The sequence below is a fragment of the Actinomycetota bacterium genome (assembly GCA_035697485.1).
In the GTDB taxonomy this organism is placed as follows: Bacteria; Actinomycetota; UBA4738; order UBA4738; family HRBIN12; genus JAOUEA01.
The window spans coordinates 123,391-147,447 of record DASSCU010000056.1; the positions used below are offsets into that span (position 1 = coordinate 123,391).

24 protein-coding genes and 1 tRNA gene are annotated in these 24,057 nt (G+C 70.5%); 22 read left to right on the plus strand and 3 right to left on the minus strand.

Features of this window, described 5'->3' with window-relative positions; all coding sequences use genetic code 11:
* Window positions 1-7: 7 nt before the first annotated feature.
* Window positions 8-2,122, minus strand: a complete 2,115-nt coding sequence (locus VFI59_14235) for an AarF/UbiB family protein (protein ID HET6714856.1) — start codon at window positions 2,120-2,122, stop codon at window positions 8-10.
* A gap of 139 nt (window positions 2,123-2,261) precedes the next feature.
* Window positions 2,262-3,101, minus strand: coding sequence for an SGNH/GDSL hydrolase family protein (locus VFI59_14240; protein ID HET6714857.1), 840 nt, complete (start codon window positions 3,099-3,101; stop codon window positions 2,262-2,264).
* A 295-nt stretch (window positions 3,102-3,396) separates the two neighbouring features.
* Between VFI59_14240 and VFI59_14245 the strand changes: the two genes are divergently transcribed.
* The 10 genes from VFI59_14245 to VFI59_14290 all read left to right on the plus strand — a co-directional run bounded on the left by VFI59_14245 (window position 3,397) and on the right by VFI59_14290 (window position 13,112).
* On the plus strand, window positions 3,397-5,442 hold the full coding sequence (locus VFI59_14245) for a histidine kinase (protein ID HET6714858.1): 2,046 nt from the start codon (window positions 3,397-3,399) through the stop codon (window positions 5,440-5,442).
* Entirely contained in the window at window positions 5,433-6,092 is a 660-nt protein-coding gene (locus VFI59_14250) for a response regulator transcription factor (protein HET6714859.1), read from the plus strand. Before VFI59_14245 ends, VFI59_14250 begins: the two co-directional genes overlap by 10 nt.
* Window positions 6,093-6,187: 95 nt before the next feature.
* Window positions 6,188-6,261, plus strand: a tRNA-Thr gene (locus VFI59_14255).
* Between the two features lie 53 nt (window positions 6,262-6,314).
* Window positions 6,315-7,073, plus strand: a complete 759-nt coding sequence (locus tag VFI59_14260) for a hypothetical protein (GenBank protein ID HET6714860.1) — start codon at window positions 6,315-6,317, stop codon at window positions 7,071-7,073.
* A gap of 52 nt (window positions 7,074-7,125) precedes the next feature.
* Complete coding sequence (locus tag VFI59_14265; GenBank protein HET6714861.1) at window positions 7,126-8,193, plus strand: zinc-dependent metalloprotease; 1,068 nt, start codon at window positions 7,126-7,128, stop codon at window positions 8,191-8,193.
* Window positions 8,194-8,242: 49 nt separating this feature from the next.
* Entirely contained in the window at window positions 8,243-9,256 is a 1,014-nt protein-coding gene (tilS, locus tag VFI59_14270) for a tRNA lysidine(34) synthetase TilS (GenBank protein ID HET6714862.1), read from the plus strand.
* Between the two features lie 41 nt (window positions 9,257-9,297).
* Window positions 9,298-9,849: a hypoxanthine phosphoribosyltransferase gene (hpt, locus tag VFI59_14275; GenBank protein ID HET6714863.1), complete on the plus strand. Its 552-nt coding sequence runs from the start codon at window positions 9,298-9,300 to the stop codon at window positions 9,847-9,849.
* 43 nt (window positions 9,850-9,892) lie between these two features.
* Window positions 9,893-10,276 (plus strand): hypothetical protein, encoded by a 384-nt coding sequence (locus tag VFI59_14280; protein HET6714864.1) that lies wholly within the window; start codon window positions 9,893-9,895, stop codon window positions 10,274-10,276.
* Between the two features lie 84 nt (window positions 10,277-10,360).
* On the plus strand, window positions 10,361-12,352 hold the full coding sequence (ftsH, locus tag VFI59_14285) for an ATP-dependent zinc metalloprotease FtsH (GenBank protein HET6714865.1): 1,992 nt from the start codon (window positions 10,361-10,363) through the stop codon (window positions 12,350-12,352).
* 97 nt (window positions 12,353-12,449) lie between these two features.
* On the plus strand, window positions 12,450-13,112 hold the full coding sequence (locus tag VFI59_14290; GenBank protein ID HET6714866.1) for an HAD-IA family hydrolase: 663 nt from the start codon (window positions 12,450-12,452) through the stop codon (window positions 13,110-13,112).
* Between the two features lie 49 nt (window positions 13,113-13,161).
* On the opposite strand, the gene VFI59_14295 is transcribed toward VFI59_14290, so the two are convergent.
* Window positions 13,162-13,923, minus strand: coding sequence for a hypothetical protein (locus VFI59_14295; protein ID HET6714867.1), 762 nt, complete (start codon window positions 13,921-13,923; stop codon window positions 13,162-13,164).
* 191 nt (window positions 13,924-14,114) lie between these two features.
* Here VFI59_14295 and VFI59_14300 point away from each other — a divergent pair, with 191 nt between their 5' ends.
* The 12 genes from VFI59_14300 (at window position 14,115) to VFI59_14355 (ending at window position 23,565) form a co-directional block, all read left to right on the plus strand.
* A complete protein-coding gene (locus VFI59_14300) occupies window positions 14,115-14,720 on the plus strand; it encodes a J domain-containing protein (GenBank protein HET6714868.1) in 606 nt (201 codons plus the stop codon).
* A gap of 50 nt (window positions 14,721-14,770) precedes the next feature.
* A complete protein-coding gene (folE, locus tag VFI59_14305) occupies window positions 14,771-15,343 on the plus strand; it encodes a GTP cyclohydrolase I FolE (protein ID HET6714869.1) in 573 nt (190 codons plus the stop codon).
* Window positions 15,344-15,395: 52 nt separating this feature from the next.
* A complete protein-coding gene (folP, locus tag VFI59_14310) occupies window positions 15,396-16,253 on the plus strand; it encodes a dihydropteroate synthase (GenBank protein HET6714870.1) in 858 nt (285 codons plus the stop codon).
* Window positions 16,250-17,248: an alpha/beta hydrolase gene (locus VFI59_14315; protein ID HET6714871.1), complete on the plus strand. Its 999-nt coding sequence runs from the start codon at window positions 16,250-16,252 to the stop codon at window positions 17,246-17,248. The genes folP and VFI59_14315 overlap by 4 nt, the downstream gene beginning before the upstream one ends.
* Window positions 17,245-17,607 carry a dihydroneopterin aldolase gene (locus VFI59_14320; GenBank protein ID HET6714872.1) on the plus strand — a complete coding sequence of 121 codons (363 nt, stop codon included), beginning with the start codon at window positions 17,245-17,247 and terminating at the stop codon, window positions 17,605-17,607. The genes VFI59_14315 and VFI59_14320 overlap by 4 nt, the downstream gene beginning before the upstream one ends.
* Complete coding sequence (folK, locus tag VFI59_14325; GenBank protein HET6714873.1) at window positions 17,604-18,107, plus strand: 2-amino-4-hydroxy-6-hydroxymethyldihydropteridine diphosphokinase; 504 nt, start codon at window positions 17,604-17,606, stop codon at window positions 18,105-18,107. The genes VFI59_14320 and folK overlap by 4 nt, the downstream gene beginning before the upstream one ends.
* Window positions 18,108-18,150: 43 nt before the next feature.
* The gene (locus VFI59_14330) at window positions 18,151-19,014 is read left to right on the plus strand and encodes a Rossmann-like and DUF2520 domain-containing protein (GenBank protein HET6714874.1); all 864 of its coding nucleotides are present in this window, start codon (window positions 18,151-18,153) and stop codon (window positions 19,012-19,014) included.
* Complete coding sequence (gene panC / locus VFI59_14335) at window positions 19,005-19,865, plus strand: pantoate--beta-alanine ligase (protein HET6714875.1); 861 nt, start codon at window positions 19,005-19,007, stop codon at window positions 19,863-19,865. The genes VFI59_14330 and panC overlap by 10 nt, the downstream gene beginning before the upstream one ends.
* Before the next feature lie 98 nt (window positions 19,866-19,963).
* Entirely contained in the window at window positions 19,964-20,743 is a 780-nt protein-coding gene (locus tag VFI59_14340) for a type III pantothenate kinase (GenBank protein ID HET6714876.1), read from the plus strand.
* Window positions 20,736-22,301, plus strand: a complete 1,566-nt coding sequence (gene lysS / locus VFI59_14345) for a lysine--tRNA ligase (protein ID HET6714877.1) — start codon at window positions 20,736-20,738, stop codon at window positions 22,299-22,301. Before VFI59_14340 ends, lysS begins: the two co-directional genes overlap by 8 nt.
* Before the next feature lie 5 nt (window positions 22,302-22,306).
* Window positions 22,307-23,107 carry a DMT family transporter gene (locus tag VFI59_14350; protein HET6714878.1) on the plus strand — a complete coding sequence of 267 codons (801 nt, stop codon included), beginning with the start codon at window positions 22,307-22,309 and terminating at the stop codon, window positions 23,105-23,107.
* Window positions 23,108-23,151: 44 nt separating this feature from the next.
* The gene (locus VFI59_14355) at window positions 23,152-23,565 is read left to right on the plus strand and encodes a cyclic nucleotide-binding domain-containing protein (protein HET6714879.1); all 414 of its coding nucleotides are present in this window, start codon (window positions 23,152-23,154) and stop codon (window positions 23,563-23,565) included.
* The last annotated feature ends 492 nt before the right edge of the window (window positions 23,566-24,057 follow it).

Genomic DNA, 24,057 nt, shown 5'->3' on the forward strand with positions numbered 1-24,057 from the left:
GCTCGGACTAGCGGCGTCGCCGCACGAGGTCGATCACGAGGCCCAGGGTCAGCAACAGGGCGCCGGCACCGAACGTCACCGGCAGCCACGCGGGCACGCGGTCGCTCACCGCGGTGAGCGCCGTGCCGAGGATCGCCGCACCGGCGGTGAGCGCGAGCGCCAGTCGCCGTCCGGCCCGACGGATCGTGATCTCGAGCGACGCGGCTCGGAAGTTCACCTCGAGCTTCTGACCCGGTCGTGCGCCGATCAGTCGCTCGACCGCCTCGACGACGCGGTGGAAGCGCACCTTGAACCGCTGCGCCTGATAGAAGAGCGCCTTCGGATCGGCCTTCGTGGTCATGTCGCGCACCAACGCCCGCATCAGGAACGACCCGGCCACGTCGAACGGGTCGAGATCGGGGTCGAGCTCGGCCGTCGCGAGCTGCATCTGGGCGAGTGCCTTGCCGGTCAGCGCGAGCGAAGCCGGCAGTGGCACCTCGTGGCGCAACGAGATCTCCGTCATCTCCTGCAGGATCGGCCCGAGCTGGATGTCGCTGAGCGACGCCGTGCGGTACTTCGCCACCATCTCTCCGATCTCGACGCCGAACGCGTCGACGTCGAGGTCGGTGCGGTCCATCGCGCCGGCGAGCATCAGCGAGACGTCGGTCAGGAAGGGCACGTCTTCCTGCCAGAACGCCATCAGCAGCAACATCATCTGCTCCCGCATCTCTGGGCCGACCTCGCCCACCATGCCGAGGTCGAGCAGGTAGAGCGTGTCGTCGGCCGGGCGCCACATCAGGTTGCCCGGATGCGGATCGGCGTGGAAGAACCCGTCGACCATGATCTGCTTGTAAAAGCTCTCGAGCAGCTGTCGCGCAGCTTCCTTGCGGGCGGGGCCTTCCGGCGCCAGCGAGATCGGACCGCCCTGCACGTCCTGCATGACGAGCAGCCTCGACGTGGAGAGGTCACCGTGCACCTGGGGCACGCGCAGACGGGAGTAAGGCGCGATGCTCTCCCGCATCCGGGCCATGTTCCCGGCCTCCTCGCGGAAGTCGAGCTCGCGGTGCAGCGAGGTCGACAGGTGTTCGAAGACGGCCTGCATGTCGATCACCTGTCGCAGGCCCGGCCGATCGGCGATCTTCTCGGCGAACACCTCGAGCAGCGCCAGGTCCTGCTCGATCTGCTCGCGGGCGTCGGGGCGCTGGATCTTCGCCACCACCGGGTCGCCGGTGGCGAGCGTGGCTCGATGGACCTGCGCGATCGTGCCGGCGGCCAGCGGCGACGGATCGATGTGGTCGAACACGTCCTCCCACGGCACGCCCAGCTCCTGCTCCATCACCTGCACGACCTGCTCCTCGCTGAGCGGCGGCACGTTGTCCTGCAGGGTCGCGAGCTCCTCGATGTACTCCGGCGGGAGCAGGTCGGGGCGGGTCGAAAGGATCTGGCCGAGCTTCGCGAACGTCGGCCCGAGTTCCTCGAGCGCGGCCCGTAGCCGCTTGCCCTGTCGGCGTCGCCCGACCGCTCCCTCCTCGTCCGGGCGCCCGAAGAGCTCCTTCAGGCCGTGCTTGGCGAAGACCGCGGCGATATGGCCGCCCCTCGCGGTCAAACGGGGGGTGATCTCGACCTCCTCGGCCGCGCTGATGCGCACCCGGGCCGACGTGGGCCGGGGCACGGTCGGCGTCACCTGGCCGTCGCCCGCGGTGTTGACGATGATCACCGTGCAACGCGCGTTGTGGCTGATGCGATTGGGCACGTTCCCGAGCAGGAACTCCTTGCGACCGGCCATGCCGGCGTTGCCGACGACGAGGACGTCGATCGACCGTTCCTCGGTGGCCTCGACGATCGCCATGGCCGGATCGTCGTGGATCACCACGTGGCCGTGTCCGCGGTCGCCGGCGACCGTGCGCGCGTACGTCTGCAGGTCGTCGGCCGCGGACCGTGCGCGTGTGGCCTCGGCGGCGCCGTACTCGGTGTCGGCCGCACTCGACGGCACGATCACCTGCACGATGTGCAGCTCGGCGCCGAACGCCTCGGCGAACGTCGCCGCCCACCGCACTGCGCGCTCGGCCGTCTGCGAACGGTCGGTGCCGACCATCACGCGCTCGATCGGACCGGAGATCTCGGGCTGGGCCTCAGCGTTCATGCGCGCATCATGGCGGTTCGCGGCCCCGGCGACCAGGCGGTTGTCTGTCGTATCCGCCGCGGGAAACCGAATGCCGTCGGAGGGTGGCAGCACCCACATGGAACGGGAGAGTCAGGGACGGAGATCTCCAGGTTGGATCTCAGGGCAGCAGCGACCGCAGCTCTCGGTAGAAGGTGTGCGCGATCCTCGCATAACCGATCCGGTTCGGATGAGGATCGCCGAAGTGCCCTACGGAGCAGAACCACGTCCACCGGCAGGCCAGCGCGACGTTGATCGGGAGCCGACCTCGATCGCGGACGACGACCGTGTCAGTGAAGTTGTCGGTTCGGTACGTCCGTGCCACGTCCGCGACGGTCACCCCCGCGTCGCCATAGGTCGTCTCGAGGCCATCGTTCAACACCTGGAAGGCTCGCGCGTCGACCCGCGCCAGATGACGTCCCCCGGGGACGAGTCCCCAGAACCCCAGGAACGGCACGTGGTAGTTCATGCCCACGATGGGAACGCCAGGCCCGGCCGCGGCCCGCAGCGCACCGAGGATCTCGGCGATCCGCGCGCTCAACCGGGGCAGCAGGTCGACGACGCAGGCGCGATGGAGCACGCCGGTGTCGAAGTCGAGACAAGCGTCGACGACGTCGTTCGCTCCCACATCGATCGTGATGAACGAGACCTGGTCTGGATGCCGTCCGAGGAACCTCACGGCCGCCTCGAGTTGAGACCCGGCCGAGTAGTCGCACAGAGAGTCCTTCCCGTTGATCATCGACAGGCTCGTCTCCCCGGGGCACCCGAGCTTTCGGAGGGAGAGCGCTGGGGTCTGCTCTCGGATCGTTCGCCACAGCGCGTCGACGTACCCCTGTCGCGTGGAGCCCCTTCCTGGCTGGTACCCCGTCGCGAGAGAGTCCCCGAGCGAGAGGTAGAAGAGCCTGTCATCGGTCCCCGCGCCCGCTGCAGCGAGATCTCCGGCGCCCAGCGAGAGGGCCACCGCGGCCGCGATGATCGCTGCAGATGACCTCCATATCGGGTGTCGCTTCCCTCGCGCACCGGGATCGAGACTCCGCATCCGGGTCCGGTCGCGTTTCGGTCGCGCGGGTCGCATGGGCCCCTCCTTCAGGTCGCTGGACGACGACGACGGTAGGCGGGCGCACGAGGCGGCCGCATCGATGACAACCCGCGCCGTCGACGGGGGGTAACCCCGATGACTCCGGACACGGGAGGTGGCAGGATGAGCGACGCCCGCGAACGATGCCGTCGACCGAGGCCGCATGGGAAGGGGCTCAGTGAACAGGCCGATCAGGGCGATCGCGCTCGCGATACCGACGCTCGCGATGCTGCTGGTCATCGCGTCCGCCGTCCTGTTCACCCAGGACGGCGTCTTCGGCGGCGATCCCGTCTCCAACGCGCTCGGCCTGGTGGGGATCGGCTGCTACGTGGTGATCGGCGGGTTGATCGCGTGGCGCCTTCCAGAGAACGCCTGTGGGTGGCTCCTGCTCCTGGTCGGCGCCGGGCTCGCGGCCGCCGTGTTCTCGGACGCGCTGGCGACGTATGCGCTGCGAGAGGGCTTCGTGACGCTCGCGTCGTGGGCGGATTGGGCGAACGCGGTGCTCTTCTTCGTGACCCTCGCGGGGATCCCGCTCTACCTCCTCGTGTTCCCAACGGGGCGTCCTCCGTCGCCGCGCTGGCGGCCGGTCGCGATCGTCGTCATCGCCATAGCGGTTGTGGGAACGCTCGTCACCGTGCTGGCGCCCTCGGGCGACGTCGAGGTCGAGAATCCCATCGTCGTGGCCAGCATCGCGCCGGCGCTGGAGGCGCTGAGAGCCGCGCTCACGTTCGCGTTCGTCGCGGCTGCGGTGCTCTGCGTGGCGTCGCTCGTCGTTCGATGGCGGCGGGGCGTCGGGCTGGAACGGCAGCAGCTTCGGTGGCTCGTCGCCGTCGGGGTGCTGGCCGCGGCGCTGCTGTTCGGCGCGATCGCCTTTGGCGCGCTCGGCCTCCATCGGATCGGTGACCCGCTGGGAGTCGTGTTCGTCCTGGCGCTGACCACCGGCCTTCCGCTCTCGGCGGGCATCGCGCTGCTGAAGCATCACGTCCACGGCATCGAGGTCGTGGCGAACCGCTCGATCGTGTACGGCGCCCTCGCGGCCCTCATCACGTCGATGTACGCGGTCGTGGTGGCCGGGGCCGGGACCCTCGTCGGTCGCAGCGAGCGTTCGAACGTCCTGCTGGCGGTCGCCGCGACGGTCGCGGCCGCCATCATCGTCCATCCCGCCAGGCAGGGAGCCCAGCGATTCGCCGACCGGATCATCTACGGAGATCGGGCTTCCCCGTTCGAGCTCGTCTCGACGTTCTCCGAGCGACTCGGCGCGGCGTCGTACGACGATGCCCTTCCGCAGATGGCCCGTCTCGTGGCTGACGGGATCGGGGCCGACGAGGTCCGGGTCTGGCTCCGGACCGGCGCCGAGCTCCGTTCCGCATCGTGCTGGCCCGCCGCGGTCGCCGGCCCTCCGCCTCCCGCGATGCGCCTCGTCGATGACGAACCGCCTTCCCTCGAACATCCGGCGTTCCCGGTGCGCTACCAAGGGACCCTGCTGGGTGCGATCACAGTGAAGATGCCGCCCCAGGAGCCGATGACCCCAGCGACCGAGCGTCTGCTCGAGGGTCTGGCGTCTCAAGCCGGGCTCGTCGTCCGCAACGCCTCGCTCGTCGAGGAGCTGCAGGTGTCACGCGAACGATTGGTTACCTCGCACGACGAGGTGCGGCGGCGACTCGAGCGCGATCTGCACGACGGAGCGCAACAGCGGCTGGTCACCCTCTCCATGGACCTGCGCCTCGCTCGCTCGAGAGCGGCCGCGAGCGGGGACGCCGAGCTCTCGTCGTCGCTCGAGACCGCCGAGGGGGAACTGGCGCGGTCGCTCGCCGAGCTCCGCGAGCTCGCCCGAGGGATCCACCCGGCGATCCTCACGCAGAACGGCCTCGGCGCGGCGCTGCGCTCGCTGGCCGAGCGGTCGCCGGTTCCGGTCGAGCTCCGGTGCGTCCCCGATGGCCGCTTCGCCGACCCGGTCGAGGCGACCACCTACTTCCTGGTGTCGGAGGCGCTCGCCAACGTGGCGAAACACGCCGGCGCCTCCCACGCGTCCGTCACCGTGAGAGGCGGTGTCGACCGTCTCGAGATCGAGGTGAGCGATGATGGTTCGGGCGGCGCTTCCATCGAGGGAGGGACCGGTCTGCGTGGTCTCGCCGATCGCGTCGCGGCGGTCGGCGGGCGGATGGATCTGCGAAGCGTACCCGGTGCCGGCACCACGGTGCTGGCGGAGATCCCGTGCGAGTAGCGATCGCCGATGATGCCGTGCTGTTCCGCGAGGGACTCGCGCGATTGCTCACCGAGGCGGAGTTCGAGTTGGTGGGTCAGGCAGCCAACGCCGACGAGCTGCTCGCGATCGTCCGGGACGCACCGTCGAGCCGCCGTCCACACGTGGCCGTGGTGGATATCCGGATGCCGCCGACCCATACGACCGAAGGGCTCGTCGCCGCCGAGACGATCCGGGCGGAGCATCCGGAGATCGGTGTCCTCGTCCTGTCGCAGTACATCGAGACCGAGCACGCGATGGACCTCCTCGGGGACGGCGCGGGCGGCACCGGCTACCTGTTGAAGGATCGGATCTCGGACCTCGAGGGGTTCCGAGACGCGGTGCAACGAGTGGGCGACGGCGGTTCCGCGGTCGACCCCGAAGTGATCGCGCAGTTGATCGGCCGTCGACGTGAGGCGGATCCGCTGGCCGGTCTCACGGATCGCGAGCGTGAGGTCCTCACACTCATGGCCGAGGGATGTTCCAACCGAGCGATCGGAACCAGGTTGTTCCTGAGTGAGAAGACGGTCGAGGCCCATGTGCGCGGAATCTTCACGAAGCTCGGTCTCCTGCCGACGACGGACGAGAATCGCCGCGTCCTCGCCGTGCTGGCCTTCCTACGCTCGGCATGACATCGAGTGCTCGGACGTCGAAGGAGCGACTCGTTAGACTGCCCGAACAGGTGTCAGGATGCGTGGACGGTCGTCCACCATGGCATCGGACCCTCGCCGGAGTAGCTCAGTCAGGCAGAGCAACCGCCTCGTAAGTGGTAGGTCATGGGTTCAAATCCCATCTCCGGCTCTCTGCGCCCGCCGCCATCGGCGCCTCGGCCGCCAGTGCTAGTATCCGCCGCGATGAACGTGCCCCGGAAGCTGTCCGTGGTCGTCGCCACGGCCGTCGTCGCGCTGATGGCGTTGGCCGGCACCGCGAGCGCCCAGGTGATCGTGGACCCGGTCGTCGTGTCCGAGCGCAACGACGGCGGATGGGTGTACTGGCTCGCGATCGCCCTCGGTTTCCTCGGCCTGATCCTCGTGATCTTCCTCACGATCCAGTACATGCGCTACGCGCCGCGCTTCTCCAAGGACGAGGAGGGACTGCGGGTCGTGCGCGCCGACCGGGTGCGGATCGGCCAGGAGCTTCCTCGCCGCAACGTCGACCTCTCACAGGCGGCGCCGGTCGTCGTCGCGCCGCCGGCGGTGCCGACGGCGACCCCGGCCCTGGCAGCAGCAGCCGCGGCGCCCGCGGCAGCCCCCGCCCCGGCCGCCGCTGATGCCGCAGCCGCTCCCCCCCCGGCCGCCGCTGATGCGGCAGCCGCTCCCGACCCCCCGGCCGCGGCAGAAGCCCCGGCCGCGGCAGAAGCCCCGGCCGCGGCAGAAGCCCCGGCCGCGGCAGAAGCTCCGGCCCCGACAGAGGCTCCCGCGGCGGCGCCTGCGCCCGCACCCGCCGCGCCCGCGGTGCCCGAGGACCGGCCCGAGGTCACCATGGACCAGGAGGCCTACGAGGCCGCCTTGAAGGAACTGCTCGATGCCGGCACCGACCGACGCATCGCCGAGGGCAAGGCCCGCCGGGCCGGCATGATCGCCGCCCGCAAGAAGGCCACCGGCGAGGCCTGAGCCCAGGCACGCCGCCGCCTCAGGCGGTGGCGAGTCGAAGGAGGATCACCCCGTGCGAGCCACCGAGGTGGACTGGTCCATGGGGTCGGCGGCGGCTCGACTCGCCGACTGGGAGACCGCACTCTCGCTCGGGCGCCGGATCGCCGGCCCCGGCATCTCCGTGCCGGCCGTGCAGCGCGCTCGCATGCGCGAGGACTTCGGTGAACTGGTTCCCATGGCGGAGTCGCTGATCACCGACCACACCGGCATGGTCGTGGCCGGCTTCCGGTCGAGGGCATGGGTCATGGCCCGCAGCGAGTGGATCCGCTCGAACCTCACCGGCATGCAACGGCTGCTCGAGCCGCTCGCCGAGCGCGTGCTCGCCGTGAAGCCGGGTCGCGCCGAGATCCGGCGCAAGGCGATGGGCGCGCAGGCCGGTGCTCTGTTCGGCTACGTCGCGCGCCGAGTGCTCGGGCAGTACGACGTCTTCCTGCCGCCCGACGACGAGGGGCTGCTGTACTTCGTCGGCCCCAACGTGGCGGAGGTGGAGCAGCGATTCGGCCTGCCCGCCCGTGACTTCCGCCTCTGGGTCGCGATCCACGAGGTGACCCACCGGGTGCAATTCGGGGCGGCGCCGTGGCTCCGTGGCCATCTGCGCGGCCTCGTCGATTCTTACCTCGGGGGCGTCTCGCTCGACGGCAAGGAGTTGTTCGCGCAGATGCGCCGGGCGGTGGAGGAGGCGCGTGGCGGCGCCGACGCCCGAATGGGTGGCATCTTCATGCTGCTGACGCCCGAGCAGCGCGAGCTGTTCACGAGGGTGCAAGGCATGATGTCGCTGCTGGAGGGGCACGCCTCGTACGTGATGAACGAGGTCTCGCGCGACCATGTCGCCGACGTCGACCGCATGCGTCGGGCGCTCGCGGCCAGGCGGAAGGGGTCGGGCGTCGAGCGCAGCGTGCAGAGGGCGATCGGCTTCGAGCAGAAGATCCGGCAGTACGACCGCGGGGAGACATTCGTGCGGGCAGTGATCGCCGAGGCGGGCATGGACGGCTTCAACCGCATCTGGCTGGCCCCCGAGTACCTGCCGTCGCTCGACGAGATCGGCGCTCCCGCCGCCTGGGTCGAACGCGTCATCGGGTAGGGGTATGGCCTCGCGTCGCCCACCGGCGGTCGCGAGGGTGCTCGAACGCGTGACGGCGACCGTCCGCGAACACGGTCTGCTGCAGCCCGACGAGGCCGTACTCGTGTGCGTCTCGGGCGGTCCGGACTCCGTCTGCCTGCTGGAGTCGCTGGTGCGCCTTCGCCGGCTCCTCCGGGTACGCATCGAGGTCTTCCACTTCGACCATCGGTTGCGACCCGGATCGTCGGTCGACGCCGCGTACGTTCGCCGGCTCGCCGTGCGGCACCGGCTTCCGTTCCACGTGCGGGCGGCCCAGGACGCGCCGAGCGAGGGTTCGTCGGTGGAGGCGTGGGCGACCACCCGGCGTACGAAGGCTGCGAACGACGTCCGGCGCGAGATCGGCGCGTCGGTCGTCGCCGAGGGTCACACGCTCGACGACCAGGCCGAGACGGTGCTGCTGAACCTCGTCCGGGGCGCAGGGCTCGACGGCCTCGCCGGCATCTGGCCGGGGGAGGGAGACCGGCCGGGCTCGTCGATCGTGCAGCCACTGCTCGAGGTGACCCGCGCGGAGGTTGAGGCGTTCTGCCGCTCGCTCGGCCTGCGGCCGCGGCGCGACCCGATGAACGAGGACCGGCGGCTGCTGCGGGCCGCGATCCGCCACGAGGCGATCCCGATGCTCGAGCGCATCACCGGCCGCGAGGTGCGTGCGACGCTCGCCCGGACGGCCGCGGTGCTCCACGAGGATCGGCTCGAACTGCTGCGTCAGGCTGCGGAGCACGAGGCGATGATCGTCGAGCGCCACGGTGGGGAGGTCCGGTTCCGGGCGGCCGACCTCGATGCGCTCCCGCGCTCTCTCGCCGCCCGCATCGTGCGCATGGCGCTGTGGCGCCTGGCCGCCGTCGACGACGAGGTCGCTCCGTGGACCAGGGATTCGGTCGACGCCGTGCTCGATCTGGCCGCCGGCCGGCCGGGCCGGCGCCGCGACCTGCCCGGGGGCCGAGCGGCCAGCCGTGACCGGGTGTATGTTCGCGTGACGTCCCCGGGCGAGACGGCCGAGACGAGCACCGAGGGGGAGCACGCGTGAGCCTCACGCACGATACGACGGACGCTAGACTCCGGTTTCCCGTGAGCGCTTACCAGCCCGACATCGAGAAGGTCCTGATCTCCACCGAGGAGATCGAGTCGGCCCTCGCGACGATGGGCGAGCAGATCACGAAGGACTACGCGGGAAAGTCGCTCCTGCTCGTCGGGGTCCTCAAGGGCGCGTTCGTCGTGATGGCCGACCTCGCGCGCCATATCGGGTTGCCGCTCGAGTTCGACTTCATGGCGGTGTCCTCGTACGGGGCCGCGACGAAGACCAGTGGCGTCGTGCGCATCCTCAAGGATCTCGATCACGACCTCGACGGCGTCGACGTGCTGCTCGTGGAGGACATCGTGGATTCCGGCCTCACACTGAAGTACCTCCTCAAGAACCTGGCCGCGCGCAAGCCCTCGTCCCTCGAGGTGGCCGCGCTCCTGCGGAAGACGGGCCTGCAGAAAGTGCCGCTCGACATCCGCTACGTGGGGTTCGAGATCCCCGCCGAGTTCGTGGTCGGCTACGGTCTCGACTACGCCGAGCGCTACCGCAACCTCCCCTACGTCGCGACCCTGAGACCGGAGGCCTACGGCGGCGAGTGAAGGGGTGGGGAACCTCCACGCGCGGTCGGTGCGTCGGAGGGTCATGCGATTCATCGCTTCGCTCTTCGTGGCCTTCGCGCTCGTGGCCTGCGCGGGCGCCTCCAGCGGAGACGATCCCGTGGCGCGATCGGGGATCCGAGGCGTCGTCACGGCCGGACCGCAGTGCCCCGTCGTCGTTCAGGGGTCGCCGTGCCCGGATCGTCCATGGAGCGGGACCGTCAGGGTGGCGACGCCCGACGGCGACACAGTGAGCGAGGTCGAGACCGACGCGCGCGGCGGCTTCAGCGTCGATCTCGAGCCCGGGTCCTACGAGGTGCTCGCGGTCACCGATCCGGGACGGCCACCCACCGCTGCGCCCGAGGCGGTCCTGGTCGAGGAGGGGGCCTTCACCGAGATCGCGCTGACGGTCGACACGGGCATCCGCTGACCGCGGGAAACGGGGTCCTCCTCGTCGGAAGCCGGTGCTACCATCGGCCGAACGGGCCCGCCCGCGCCGACGTGGGGCCCTGACGTGACTTCCCCCACCGAGGAGCGCACGCTGAGCCAGCAACCCGAGCCCCCGCTGAAGAAGATCGCCCGAACGCCCACGCTCTGGATCGTGTTGGGCACGCTCGTCTTCCTCCTCGTCATCTCCTTCATGGGCCGTGCGCCGGCCGGGGAGCAGCTCGGGCTCACCGAGTTCGAGACCGAGGTCGAGCGCGGCCGGGTCGCCGACGCGGTGATCCATGACGGCGATCAGTCGATCACCGGCGAACTCACCGACGGCAGCGAATACCGCACGACGTACCCGACGGAGTACGCCGACGACCTCGCCGCGTTGTTGAAGGAAGCCGGCGTCCGGACCGAGGTGGATCCGCAGAAGCCGAACGCGTTGCTCGGCACGCTGATCACCGTGATCCTGCCCGTGCTCCTGATCGGCGGCATCCTGCTGTTCGTGATGAACCGGTCACAAGGGGGCGGCGGCCGTGTGATGCAGTTCGGTCGCAGCAAGCACAAGACCGTCGCCAAGGACCAGCCGAAGACCACGTTCGGCGACGTGGCCGGCGTCGACGAAGCGATCGAAGAGCTGCAGGAAGTCAAGGACTACCTGCAGAACCCGGCGAAGTTCCAAGCGATGGGCGCGAAGATCCCGAGGGGGGTGCTGCTCTTCGGACCGCCCGGCACCGGCAAGACGCTGCTGGCGCGCGCCGTCGCCGGCGAGGCCGGCGTGCCGTTCTTCTCGATCTCGGGTTCGGACTTCGTGGAGATGTTCGTGGGCGTCGGGGCCGCGCGGGTGCGGGACCTGTTCGAGCAGGCGAAGGCCAGTGCCCCGGCCATCGTCTTCATCGACGAGATCGACGCGGTCGGGCGTCAGCGCGGCGCCGGGCTCGGCGGTGGGCACGACGAGCGCGAGCAGACGCTGAACCAACTGCTGGTCGAGATGGACGGATTCGATCAGCGGACGACGGTGATCCTGATGGCGGCCACGAACCGTCCCGACATCCTCGACCCGGCGCTGCTGCGGCCGGGGCGATTCGACCGTCAGGTCGTGATCGACCGCCCCGACCTCGAGGGCCGCAAGGCGATCCTGCGGGTCCATGCCCGAGGCAAGCCGTTCGACGGCACCGTCGATCTCGACGTGCTCGCTCGGCGCACGCCCGGGTTCACCGGCGCCGACCTCGCGAACGCGATCAACGAGGCGGCGCTGCTCGCGGCCCGTCGAAACATGAAGGCGATCTCGATGAAGGAGATCGAGGAAGCCGTCGACCGTGTGATGGCCGGCCCCGAGCGCAAGAGCCGCGTCATGGACGAGGAGGAGCGCCGTCTGATCGCCTATCACGAGGGTGGGCACGCGATGGTCGCGCACGTGCTGCCCAACACCGACGAGGTGCACAAGATCACCGTGATCCCTCGAGGTCGTGCCCTCGGGTACACGCTCACGCTGCCCGAGCAGGACCGGTTCCTCATGACCCGTGAGCAGCTCCGCGACGAGCTCGCGATGCTGATGGGAGGGCGCGTCGCCGAGGAGATCGTTGCGGGCGACGTGACCACCGGCGCCGGAAACGACATCGAGCGTGCGACGAAGATCGCCCGCCAGATGGTCACCGAGTACGGCATGAGCGACTCGATCGGGCCGCGCACGCTCGGCCAGAAGCAGGGAGAGGTCTTCCTCGGCCGCGACTGGGGCTCGACGCCCGACTACTCCGACGCGGTCGCGTTCGAGATCGATCACGAGGTGCGCGAGCTGATCGACGAGGCCCATGACGTGGCGCTCGAGATCCTGACCGTGAACCGCACGAAGCTCGACGCGCTCGCCACCCGCCTGCTCGAGATTGAGACCATGGATCGCGAGGACGTCGAGGCGTTCTTCGCTGACGTCGAGCGTCGCGAGCCGCGCGCACACGAAGAACGATCGGTCGGGCTCGCGGTGTCGCGTCAGGCCAAGCGCGAGTCCGACCCCGGCCCCTCGACGCCGGGCACCCTGCGTCCGAAGCTCGGCGGACCCGGCCTCTCGCCCGCCTGACCCGGTCTCTCGCCCGCCCGACCCCTTCCCGGAGCGCCGACCGCGAGGATGCGCCCGCGCGTCGTGGGCGGTCCGGAGGCTTCGTACACTGCCCCGCATGGGCGACCGGTGGGCCACCTTCGACTGCTACGGCACCCTCGTCGACTGGCCGGGTGGCGTGCGCGAGACCATGCAGCGCTTGTGGTCCGAGGCCGACGGCGACGCACTGCTTGCGGCGTACATGCGCCTGGAGCCCGGGGTGCAGGAAGGGCGCGGCATCCCCTACCGCGAGGTCATGGCCGAGACGATGGCCCAGGTCGCCGACGAGCTCGGCCTCACGGTGCCCGAGGGCGAAGCGCACGCGCTCGCCGATGCGCTGCCCTCGTGGAGGGTCTTCCCCGAGGTGCCGGACGCGCTCACCGAGCTCGGCGACCGTGGCTGGAAGCTCGCCATCCTGTCGAACGCCGACCCCGACCTCCTGGAAGCCTCGATCTCCTCGATCGGTGTCGAGATCGACGAGCGCGTCGTCGCGAGCGACATCGGCTCGTACAAGCCGGCGTTCGGCCATTGGGAGACGTTCTTCCGGCGCACCGACGCCGAGCGAACCCGCCACGTGCACGTCGCCGCGTCGTTGTTCCACGACATCGAGCCGTGCGCGAAGCTGGGTCTGCCCGCGGTCTGGATCGACCGGCTGGGCGAGACGAGCATGGTGCCGCGTTCCGCGACGTTCCCCGACCTCACCGATCTACCCGAGACGCTCGACCGTCTCGTCCCTGCGTAGGAGCACGCTGCGGTGAAGGCGGTTTCGCGGATCCTCGCCAACCCTGCATCTATGCGACCAGCTCCTTCGCCAGCCCAGAGACCTTGGCCGAGCGGGGACGACCACTGCCGGCGGGCTCGAGTGAGGACCCTGACGCAGGAGGCAGCTCGTTCCCGCGGAGCGTCAACTGCCAGTGCAGCACGATGTGGGCGACGATCGGGGCGAGCGCATTTCCTGTGAGAAGGAACGCGAAGGCTTGGACGCCGCAGCCCACGAGCGCGCCCGAGAGCATCGTCCTGGAAGCCCTCCCCCGGAACTCCCGGTAGCCGAGGTGGTGCACCGCGATCACGATCAAGGCTCCCGCTACCGCGATCGCTCCCGAAGCCGCCCTCGCCCACGCGGTGTTCGTCCAGCCGAGCGCATCGGCAGCCTGCCAGACCGCGAGGACAGGCAAGGTCGCGAGCAGGATCGCTTCCGCGGTCCCGTACACGACCCCCTCCCAAAGGAGCCGTGCTGCGAGCTGAGAACCGTCGGGGCGGGGCCTCGAGGGCAGACGACGCACGAGGGGGACGATCACCGCGGCTGCGGCCAAACCTCCAAGGATGCTCCAGCCCCATCCCGCCGTCAGGAGTTCGGCCACGGACGTGCCCGACCACGCGATGTAGCCAGCCGCCGTGGCAAGGGTCGTGAGCGTGAGGATCGCCACGTACGGCGTCCGCGATACGTGACCGAGGTCCGTCACGACCCAGGTCACCAAGAACGCGACGGTCGAGATGATGGCGAAGGCAGCGAGAGCGTCCTGCCAGCCGAATGAGGGATCAGCACCAGGCATGAGGCTTCATCTCCTCTCTCCGTTCCGGCGTCATCATCCCTCCCGCTCTGCTCGCTCCGCACGGGCATCAGACCTTCGATCTCCGGCCCTCTCGGCGAGGGATCGAGCACCTGGACTCGGAGCGTGCATCGCATCTCCCTGGTCGAGCTCGAGTCGACCACCGTCGGGGCGGCCCGTTCTAGACTCGCGTCATGGATGCCGTGACCCGGGCCGTCGCATCGGGTGAGGATCTCTACGAGTTGCTCGGCGTGCCGCCCGAGGCGACCGACGACGACATCCGCCATGCGTATCGGACGCTGGCGCGACTGCACCACCCCGACGTGAACCCCGCCGAGGCGGAAGCGGTTGCCGAGCGGTTCCGTCGCATCGCGGAGGCCTACGAGATCCTCGGCGACGAGCACGAGCGGGCGTCGTACGACCGTGCGCTTCGGCTCGAGCGCATGGCGACCGAGCGAGCGGCGCGGCCTGGTCCTGTCGCCTCACACGTCGCGCCTCGGCCGACCGGCGCCGTCGGCTCCCGCGGCCGGGCCGCGTCGGCGAACCCGGCCGATCACACGCCCCGCGTCGTCCGTGACGCTCCCGCCCGTCCGCGGCAGCCGGTCGACGAGTGGAAGCTCGTGTCGGTGCTCGGCCGGGTCGCGGCGGCGGCCACCGCACTCGTCGTGATCGTCGTGGTCGCCTTGATGGTCGTGTCGGCGGATGCCCGAGAGGCCGAGCCCCCGCCCCCGACGATCTGGTGCAAGACGCCCGACGGCTGGCACGACTGCTGGCAGGCTACTTCGCCCGACGGACCCTGACCGTCCGTCGGCTCCCGTCGCGTTCGGACGAGCGGGTAGCATGCGGACCCATGGCGAGCTTCGACGAGGCGAAGATCGAGCGAGGCGTCCGGTTGATCCTCGAGGGCATCGGCGAGGACGTCGACCGTGGCGGCCTCAAGGACACGCCGGCGCGGGTCGCGCGCATGTTCCGCGAGATCGCCGGCGGCGTCGGAGAGGATCCGACCGGCATCGTCACCGTGGTGGAGGGCGCCGACTTCGACGAGATGATCATGGTGCGCGACATCCCGCTCTACTCGATCTGCGAGCACCACCTGATCCCGTTCTCCGGTCAGGCGCACGTCGCCTACGTGCCGAACAAGGCCGGTCAGATCACCGGGCTGTCGAAGATCGCCCGCGTCGTCGACGTGCTCGCGAAGAAGCCGCAGGTGCAGGAGCGGCTCACGACCGAGATCGCCGACACGATCGAGCGGGCGCTCGACCCACGCGGGGTCTTCGTCGCGATCGAGGCCGAGCACCTGTGCATGACGATGCGTGGCATCAAGAAGCCCGGCGCGGTCACGGTGACCTCCGCGGTGCGCGGCCTGTTCCGCACCGACGCGCGCACGCGACAGGAGGCGATGCACCACATCGGCATGCGCTGAGCCTCGGTCCGCCGGCCGGCCCGCCACGAGGCGACGACACTACGATGCCGCCATGAGCGTGGCGGTCTGGCGATGCCGTGAGCACGTCTTTCCCTTGGGGGAGCGCACCCTCGTCATGGGCATCGTGAACGTGACGCCCGACTCCTTCAGCGACGGAGGACTGCTGAGCGACGCGGAAGAGGCGGTGGCGTACGGGGTGCGCCTGGCTGCAGAGGGAGCCGACATCCTCGACATCGGTGGTGAGTCGACCCGCCCGGGCTCCGATCCCGTGCCCGTCGACGCGGAGCTGGCGCGGGTCGTGCCGGTGGTCGCGGGCCTCCATGAGGCGGCGCCCGATGGCGTCGCGCTCAGCGTCGACACGCGCCGCCCTAGGGTCGCTCGAGCGGCGATCGAGGCCGGAGCATCGATCGTGAACGACGTGACCGCCGCGGCCGATCCGGCGATGTTCGAGGTCGTCAGGGAGACCGGCGCCGCGCTGGTGCTGATGCACATGCTCGGCGAGCCGAAGACGATGCAGGACGATCCTCGCTACGACGACGTCGTCACCGAGGTGCGGGACTTCCTCGCCGCCCGGCTCGGAGCCGCCGAGGCGGCCGGCGTCCCGCGCGATCGCCTCTGCGTCGATCCGGGCATCGGGTTCGGCAAGAACCTCACGCACAACCTCACCTTGCTCCACGACATCGCCTCGTTCGAGGACCTGCGGGTCCCGGTGGTCGTCGGCGCCTCTCGGAAGCGGTTCATCGGCCAGCTCACCGGGGTCGACGATCCCGCCGAACGTGTGGAGGGGACGGCGGGTGCCGTGGCTTGGTGCGCCGCCAACGGCGTCGACGTGGTCCGCGTGCACGACGTGCTCGAGATGACGCGGGTCGTGCGCGTGGTCGACGCGATCGCGCGGGGCGTGCCGTCGTGACGACGCCCACGCACACGGTCGGCACCGCCGCCGGCCTCGTCGCGTTCCACGACGAGGGTGAGGGGCCGCCCGTGCTGCTACTGCACGGGTTCCCGGCGTCGTCGTGGCAGTGGCGTGACTTCGTGCCGCTGTTGGCTGCGAGGTTCCGGGTGATCGCGCCCGACCTGCCCGGGGCGGGAGTCTCCGAGCCAGCCGACGGCGTGACGCTCGATCTCGCGACACTCGCGGATACGATGCGTGCACTCATCGACTCGCTCGGCATCGAACGGTACGCGATCGTGGCTCACGGCACGGGAGCGGGCGTCGCCCAACTGCTTGCGCTCGACGGCGAGGGCGTCGATGCGCTGGTGCTGCTCGGCGCGGCAACCCTCGACGCATGGCCGTCCCCAGGGATCCGGAGGGCGCGAGAGCGGCTGTCGGCCGAGGTGGCGACGCCGACGCTCGCTCGCTCGCTCGTCCGCGGCGCCTTCGAAGCGGGCGCGATCCGCCGCGAACGGCTCTCCGACGAGGTGCTCGACGCCTACGCCGAGCCCTATGCCACCGGCGACGGGCCCGAGCGGCTGGCCCGGGTGCTCGCCGGCCTCGACGGCCGGGGACTCGCCGGGCGCGAGGCGGCGCTCGGCGTGCTCGAGGCGCCGACCCTGATCTTGTGGGGCGAGGACGATCCGGTGTATCCGGTGAGTGTCGGGGAGCGCCTCAACGCTGCGATGCCCTCCTCGACGCTTGGCCTCCTCCCGGGGTGCGGTCACTTCCTGGTCGAGGAAGCCGCCGACACGCTCGGACCGATGATCTCGGAGTACCTTCGTGCGCGGTACGCCCATGCGCCGCACGGTCACGGTGATCCGAACGCCGGCATCGTGATGCTGCAGCTCGAGCGGCGACCGCCCTGGGCCGACCTCGAGGAGTACGAGCGTGACGAGTGGTTCGATCCGCCCGGCGACGTCGAGGCAAAGGAAGCGACCGCCGACGAGCACGAGGAGGGATCCGCCCCATGACGACCGCACGGCTGTTCCTGTCGGGCATCGCGGCGAGTGGGCATCACGGCGCCCGTCCCGGAGAGAAGGACCAGCGGCAGGATTTCGTGGTCGACCTCGACCTCGAGGTGGCGGTCGACGCCGATACGATCGCGTCGACGGCCGACTACCGCGGCGTGAGCGACGTCGTACGGGCCGTGGTCACCGAGGGTTCCTACGACCTGATCGAGGTGATGGCCCATGACGTCGCCGAACGGGTGCTCGCGCTCGATCACGTGACGCGCGTGACCGCGATCGTGCACAAGCCCAACGCGGCCAGCCGGCTCGGCATCGATGGCGTCGCCGCTGCCGTCACGCTGCCTCCCGGCGCCCCGTCGTGAGCGAGACCGCGTACCTGGCGCTCGGGTCCAACCTGGGTGACCGCCTCGCCACCTTGCAGCGGGCCGTCGACCTGCTCGGCGCCGAGCCCGGTATCGCGCCGACCCGGTGCTCGAGGGTGTGGGAGACCCATCCGGTCGGCGGACCGCCGCAGCCCGACTTCCTCAACGTGGTGATCCGAGCCGAGGTCGACCTCGAGCCCCTCGACCTGCTGGCCGCCTGCCAGCGTGTGGAAACCGCCCTCGGCCGGGTGCGCGACGTGCGGTGGGGTCCGCGCACGATCGACGTCGACGTCCTGCTGCTCGATGCGCGGGTGATCGCCCATCCCGATCTCGTCGTGCCGCATCCTCGCATGCACGAGCGCGCGTTCGTGCTGTTGCCGCTGCTCGACATCGACCCTGACCCGGTGCTGCCCGACGGCACGCACCTGCTCGCTGTCCGGCTCGGCCCCGATGCGGCGGACGGCGTCCGTCCAGCGGCCCCTCCGTTGCGGCTGTCCTGAGCGCGATCCCAGCGACGGCGCCCGAATTGCGATACTCGCGCTGATGGAGATCTCGATCATCGGAGCGGGCCGTGCGGGAACGGCCGTCGCGGTGCTGTGGCAGCGCGCCGGTCATCGCATCGTCGCGGTCTCGGGGCGCGAGGCCACGACGATGCGCGCATCGCGGCACCTGCCGGGGGTCCCGATCCTCGGCGCGTCCGAGGCAGCACGACTGGGGGAACTGGTCGTGCTCGGCGTCCCCGACGATCTGATCGAGACGATCGCTCGAACGCTCGTGGAAGCGGGAGCGATCGCGCGCGGCACGTGGATCGCCCACCTGTCGGGCGCCACCTCTCTGTCGGCCCTCGACGTGGCCCGCGATGCCGGCGCGCGGCGTCTCGGGGTCCATCCGTTGCAGACGTTTCCCGACGTGGACGCGGCGATCGACCGCATCCCCGGATGCACGGTCGCGGTGGGCGCCGACGACGACGAAGGCTTCTTCGTGGTCGAGCGGCTCGCCGAGGATCTCGGTGGCCGCCCGTTCCGGCTCCCCGACGAGCACCGAGCCGTGTACCACGCGGCAGCGGTCTTCGCGTCCAACTACCTCGTCGCCGCCACGGGGGTCGCGGAGCAGCTGCTCGCGACGGCGGGCGTTCCCGATCCACTCGGGGCCATCGCCCCCCTGCAGCAGGCCACCGTCGCGAACCTCGCTCGATCCGGTCCCGCCGAGGCGCTCACCGGTCCCGCCGTGCGCGGCGACGCAGGGACGGTCGCGCGAAACCTCGAGGCGCTGGCGAAGTCGGCGCCGTGGGCCGTTCACGCCTACGTGGAGATGGCCCGGGTCGCGCTCGATCTCGCCGTGCGCGGCGGTCGTCTGCCGTCGGAGCGTCGTGCCGAGGTCGACGAGGTCCTGGCCCGATGGAGCTGATCCGCGGCGCCGTCGATCTGCGTGCCCGGACCGACGTCGCCCGCGGCGATGACCGCGCGGTCGCGCTCGTCCCGACGATGGGGGCCCTGCACGGGGGCCACCGCTCGCTGATCGCGCGGGCGAGGCGAGACCACCCGACGGTGGTCGTGTCGATCTTCGTGAACCCGAAGCAGTTCGCCGACGTGGCCGACCTCGAGACCTACCCCCGGGACGAGGCGCGCGACCTGGCGATCTGCGAGGAACTCGGCGTGGACCTGGTCTGGGCGCCGCCGGTCGACGAGGTCTATCCGCCGGGCAGGGAGCCCGTCGTTCCCGACCCCGGCCCGGTGGGGCGCACGTTCGAGGGAACATCGCGCCCCGGCCACTTCGAGGGGGTACTCACCGTCGTGCACCGTCTGTTCGAGGTGACCGGTCCGTGCGCCGCGTACTTCGGAGAGAAGGATGCGCAGCAGCTCTTCCTCGTTCGACGCATGGTCGAGGCCGAGGGCCTCCCGGTCGAGCTCGTCGCCTGCCCGACGGTGCGGGAATCCGACGGCCTCGCGATGGCGTCGCGGAACGCACGCCTCGCGCCCGACGAGCGCGATCAGGCCGGATGCCTCTTCCTGGCCTTGAGCGAGGCCGCGGCGCTCGCGAGGTCGGGGGAGCTGGCTGCGGGCGTGCTGGTGGCCTCGATGGCACGCGAGGTCGGCGCCACGCCGCTCGCCCGCCTCGACTACGCCGCCGTGATCGACGATCGCACGTTCGAGTCCGTCGACCGGCTGGCGCCGGCCGTTCCGGCACGTGCGCTGATCGCGGCCCGCTTCCCATCGGCTCGACTGATCGACAACCTGCGGCTGCCCGGCGAAGGATGACCGCTTCGGCCGCGTCGTGGTTGTCGGCGCACGACCGCGTGGGCGACGATGGACCGTCGTTGCGCTTCATGTCGTGAGGGAAGGGGGGTCGCGGAGCCGTGCTGCTCGCCGCCGATGTCGGCAACACCGAGATCGTGCTCGGGGTGTTCCGCGGCGCCGAGCTCGAGCACACGTGGCGCCTGTCGACTCACCCCGAACGCACCCCCGACGAGCTCGCGCTCACGCTCGCCGGGTTCCTCGCCCAGCGCGGCATGACGTTCGAGTCACAGGTCACGGGGCTCGTCGTCGCGAGCGTCGTGCCCGACGTGACCGCCACGATCCGGGAGATGACGGCGCGCTACTTTCCCTTCGCGCCGGTGATCGTCGGGCCCGGCGTCAAGACGGGGGTGTCGGTCCTCACAGACAACCCGCGCGAGGTCGGCGCCGACCGGGTGGTGAACGCCCTTGCGGCATTCACCCTCACGGCGGGGCCCGCGATCGTCGTCGACTTCGGCACCGCGACGAACTTCGACGTCGTGAGCGCCAAGGGGGAGTTCGTCGGAGGCGTGATCGCGCCCGGCATGCAGGCGAGCGCGGCGAGCCTGTTCTCCCGCACCGCCCGTCTCACCCGCGTCGAGCTGACGGCGCCGCCCGGCGTGGTCGGCACGAGCACGGTCGAGGCGATCCAGTCCGGCCTGATCTTCGGAACCGCAGGTGAGGTCGACGCGATCGTCACGCGCATCAAGGCCGGGCTTCCGGGCGCGACCACGATCGCGACCGGTGGGCTCGCCCCGGTGGTCATCCCGCACTGCACGACGATCGATCGTCACGAGCCGTGGCTGACACTGGAAGGACTCCGGCTCGTCTTCGAGAAGAACGCGGTCACCGCCGATGAGTGACGACGTGACCCCCCAGGCGCCGGCGCGGCCGGACGAGACCGACGAGGAACGCGGATCTCGCGAGGCCGCGATCGTCGCCGGCAGGCGCGCGTCGATGGCGCGCCTCGCCGACGCGGGGATGCCGCCGTTCGCGCTGACACTCGAGCGAGCGCTGGGGGTGAGCGAGCCGACACCGACGGCGGACGTTCGCGCCACGCATCCCGACCTCGCCGCCGATATCGGCACCGACGACACGGTCACGATCGCGGGCCGGGTCGTCCTGAAGCGGGACATCGGCAAGCTGAAGTTCCTGGTCGTGCGCGATCGCTCGGGCGACCTGCAGGTCGTCGCGAGCGAGGCGGACCTGCCCGCCGACCTGTTCGCGCTGCTCGACGAGGTCGACCTCGGCGACATCATCGGGGTGACGGGTCGCGTGGGCACGACGCGCAGGGGCGAGCTGAGCGTCTTCGCCGATCGGTGGTCGATGCTGACGAAGTCGCTGCGGCCCCTGCCCGAGAAGTGGCACGGCCTGCAGGACCCCGATCTGCAGCAGCGCCGGCGCTACCTGCACCTGATCGCCGACGACGATCCGCGTCGCCATTTCCTCGCGCGCGCGGGGGTGCTGAAGACGATGCGTCGGGTGCTCGACGACCGCGGGTTCGTCGAGTTCGAGGGCCCGATGCTGCAGACCGTCGCCGGCGGCGCGAACGCCCGTCCGTTCACCACGCACCACCATGCGCTCGACGTGTCGATGAAGCTGCGCATCTCGCTCGAGCTGTACCTCAAGCGCATGCTGGTCGGGGGCGTGGAGCGCGTGTACGAGCTGGGGCGCAACTTCCGCAACGAGGGCATCGATCGCGACCACAACCCCGAGTTCACGATGCTCGAGGTCTACCAGGCCTACGGCGACTACCACACGATGATGGAGCTCAGCGAGACGCTCCTGGCCGAGAGCGCGCGGGCCGTGAACCCGATCGTCGGCCGCGACCCGGACTCGCTCGAGATCGTCGTCCGCGGGCGGACGATCGACCTCACGCCGCCGTTCCGCCGCATCACGATCCTCGGTTCGGTGAGCGAAGCCGTCGGCGAGCCGATCGCGCTCGACCATCCGGACCTCGGTGGCATCGCCGACCGACACGGCGTGCCCGTGGAGCCGGGCTGGGGTCCGGGCAAGATCGTGCAGGAGCTCTTCGAGAAGCTCGTCGAGGGCACGATCGAGCAGCCGACGTTCGTGTGCGACTTCCCGCGTGAGGTCTCGCCTCTCGCCCGGCCACACCGCGACGATCCGGGCCTCACGGAGCACTTCGACCTGGTCGCGGCCGGCCTCGAGCTCGTCACGGCGTTCAGCGAGCTCACCGACCCGATCGAGCAGCGGGCGAAGTTCGAACTGCAACAGCAGATGAAGGAGGTGTTCGGCGACGAGGTGCACCCCTTCGACGAGGACTTCCTGCGCGCGCTGGAGCACGGCATGCCACCGGTCGGCGGCCTCGGCATGGGCATCGATCGCACACTCCTGCTGCTCACGGACGCGCCGAGCCTCCGCGACCTGATCATGTTCCCCTCGCACCGCCCCGAGTAACCGCCGTGGACCCGCTGGCGGTCGGGCTCGTGCTCGCCTCGGCGGTGTTGCACGCCCTGTGGAACGTGCGCCTGCACGGCGCCGACGACCGCGTCGCGGCGATGGCGATGTCGGGGGTGGTATCGGGCGTCGTGCTGATGCCCCTCCTCGTGCTGAGTCCTCCGAGCGGGCTCTGGGAGCTGCTGGTGGTCAGCGGTGTCGCGGAGGCCCTGTACGGACTCGCGCTCGCCGGCGCGTACCGTCGGGGCGACCTGTCGGTGACCTACCCCGTGGGTCGGGGCTCCGCGCCGTTGATGGCGACGCTGGCCGCCGTGGTCGTGGTGGGCCAGCCGGCCACGGCGCGCACCATCGTGGCCGCTTCGCTCGTCGCGGTGGGTCTCGGGCTGCTGGCGTTCCGTTCGCATCGCAGCGGCACGCTGGCCGCGACGGGGCTCGCCCTGGTCGTCGGCGCGACGATCGCCGCGTACTCCGTCGTCGACGCCCGCGCCGTCCGCGAGGGGGCCGCACCGCTCGCCTACCTCGCCGGCACGCTCGGGATCGAGGGCGTGCTGATGGCGGCCACGACCGGGTTCGACGTGCCTCGCCTGCGTGCGTCGCTCCGCCCGGGCGCGGCGATCGCGGTCGGCAGCGTCGGTGCGTACGCCCTCGTGCTGTTCGCGTTCCGGCTCGCGCCGGTGGGTCGCGTCGCGACGCTGCGCGAGGTCTCGGTCGTGTTCGCGGTGCTCCTCGCACGCGAGCACCCCGGCCCCATCGGGTGGGCCGGCATCGGTGCCGTCGTTGCCGGCGCCGTGCTCGCGGCCGCATGACGACGGCGATATGCTCGCCGCCCAAGGCACCGAAGGGGGAGACGATGTCGGACGAGGTCATCGAGGCGCTGAAGCGGGTGCCGCTGTTCCAGGGCATGTCCGACAAGGCGCTCGCCAGGGTGGCGGAGATCTCCAAGGAGGTCTCCCACCGTGCCGGCAAGACCATCGTCGAAGAGGATCACTCAGCGGTGGGTTTCCATCTGATCCTGTCCGGCGAGGCCGACGCCACACAGGGCGGGGCGGTCGTCAGCACGATGGGCCCGGGCGACTACTTCGGAGAGATGTCGCTGATCGACGGGAAACCACGCTCGGCCTCCGTGGTGGCGAAGACGGATCTTCACACGCTCGCGATCCCGGCATGGAACTTCAACCGGCTCCTCGACGAGAACCCCGACATGATGCGGGCGTTGCTCGTGTCGTTGTCCGCGCGCATCCGCCACATGCGCGACCAGGGCTGAGGGGTTCGGGTACTCCGAGGCATTGACTGAGAAGGAAACATCTCTGAGGGTCCGACCATCGGCGAGCCCGCCGCCACGGGGTTCGGAAGGGAGTCTCGCCATGCGGGTTCCGATGACTGCTGCGATCGTCTCGATCGCCCTGCTCCTGGGGATCGCTACACCCGTCGTCGCACATCCCGGCAACGAGTGGGCGGTCGGTGTCGACCTTCCCGAAGGCTAGGCGAACAAACCCTTGTCGCCGTGGTCGTAGAGCGCGATGTCGGCGTCGGCTGCCCGACCGGGCAGCTTGAGGTGGCTCAGAAGCTGGAAGCCGCGACGAGTGCCGCAACGACGGCGTGAAGATCGTCGATGGTCACCAGGGCCCGTCGCCCAGCGGTCGCTGCCGTGGCCAAGGCGCCGGGCAGGCACTTCTCCAGCGAGGACATGGACATCATCCCGGTCGGCGACCGGGCGATCATGGGTGTCGGACTGCAGGCGTGTGCACGCCACGGC

Coding starts and splice junctions, on each gene's coding strand:
- VFI59_14330 (HET6714874.1), top strand. CDS start 18,151: ATGGAGATCTCGATCATCGGAGCGGGCCGTGCGGGAACGGCCGTCGCG.
- folE (HET6714869.1), top strand. CDS start 14,771: ATGGCGAGCTTCGACGAGGCGAAGATCGAGCGAGGCGTCCGGTTGATC.
- panC (HET6714875.1), top strand. CDS start 19,005: ATGGAGCTGATCCGCGGCGCCGTCGATCTGCGTGCCCGGACCGACGTC.
- VFI59_14300 (HET6714868.1), top strand. CDS start 14,115: ATGGATGCCGTGACCCGGGCCGTCGCATCGGGTGAGGATCTCTACGAG.
- VFI59_14235 (HET6714856.1), bottom strand. CDS start 2,122: ATGAACGCTGAGGCCCAGCCCGAGATCTCCGGTCCGATCGAGCGCGTG.
- VFI59_14280 (HET6714864.1), top strand. CDS start 9,893: ATGCGATTCATCGCTTCGCTCTTCGTGGCCTTCGCGCTCGTGGCCTGC.
- VFI59_14260 (HET6714860.1), top strand. CDS start 6,315: ATGAACGTGCCCCGGAAGCTGTCCGTGGTCGTCGCCACGGCCGTCGTC.
- VFI59_14290 (HET6714866.1), top strand. CDS start 12,450: ATGGGCGACCGGTGGGCCACCTTCGACTGCTACGGCACCCTCGTCGAC.
- lysS (HET6714877.1), top strand. CDS start 20,736: ATGAGTGACGACGTGACCCCCCAGGCGCCGGCGCGGCCGGACGAGACC.
- VFI59_14355 (HET6714879.1), top strand. CDS start 23,152: ATGTCGGACGAGGTCATCGAGGCGCTGAAGCGGGTGCCGCTGTTCCAG.
- VFI59_14295 (HET6714867.1), bottom strand. CDS start 13,923: ATGCCTGGTGCTGATCCCTCATTCGGCTGGCAGGACGCTCTCGCTGCC.
- folP (HET6714870.1), top strand. CDS start 15,396: ATGAGCGTGGCGGTCTGGCGATGCCGTGAGCACGTCTTTCCCTTGGGG.
- VFI59_14320 (HET6714872.1), top strand. CDS start 17,245: ATGACGACCGCACGGCTGTTCCTGTCGGGCATCGCGGCGAGTGGGCAT.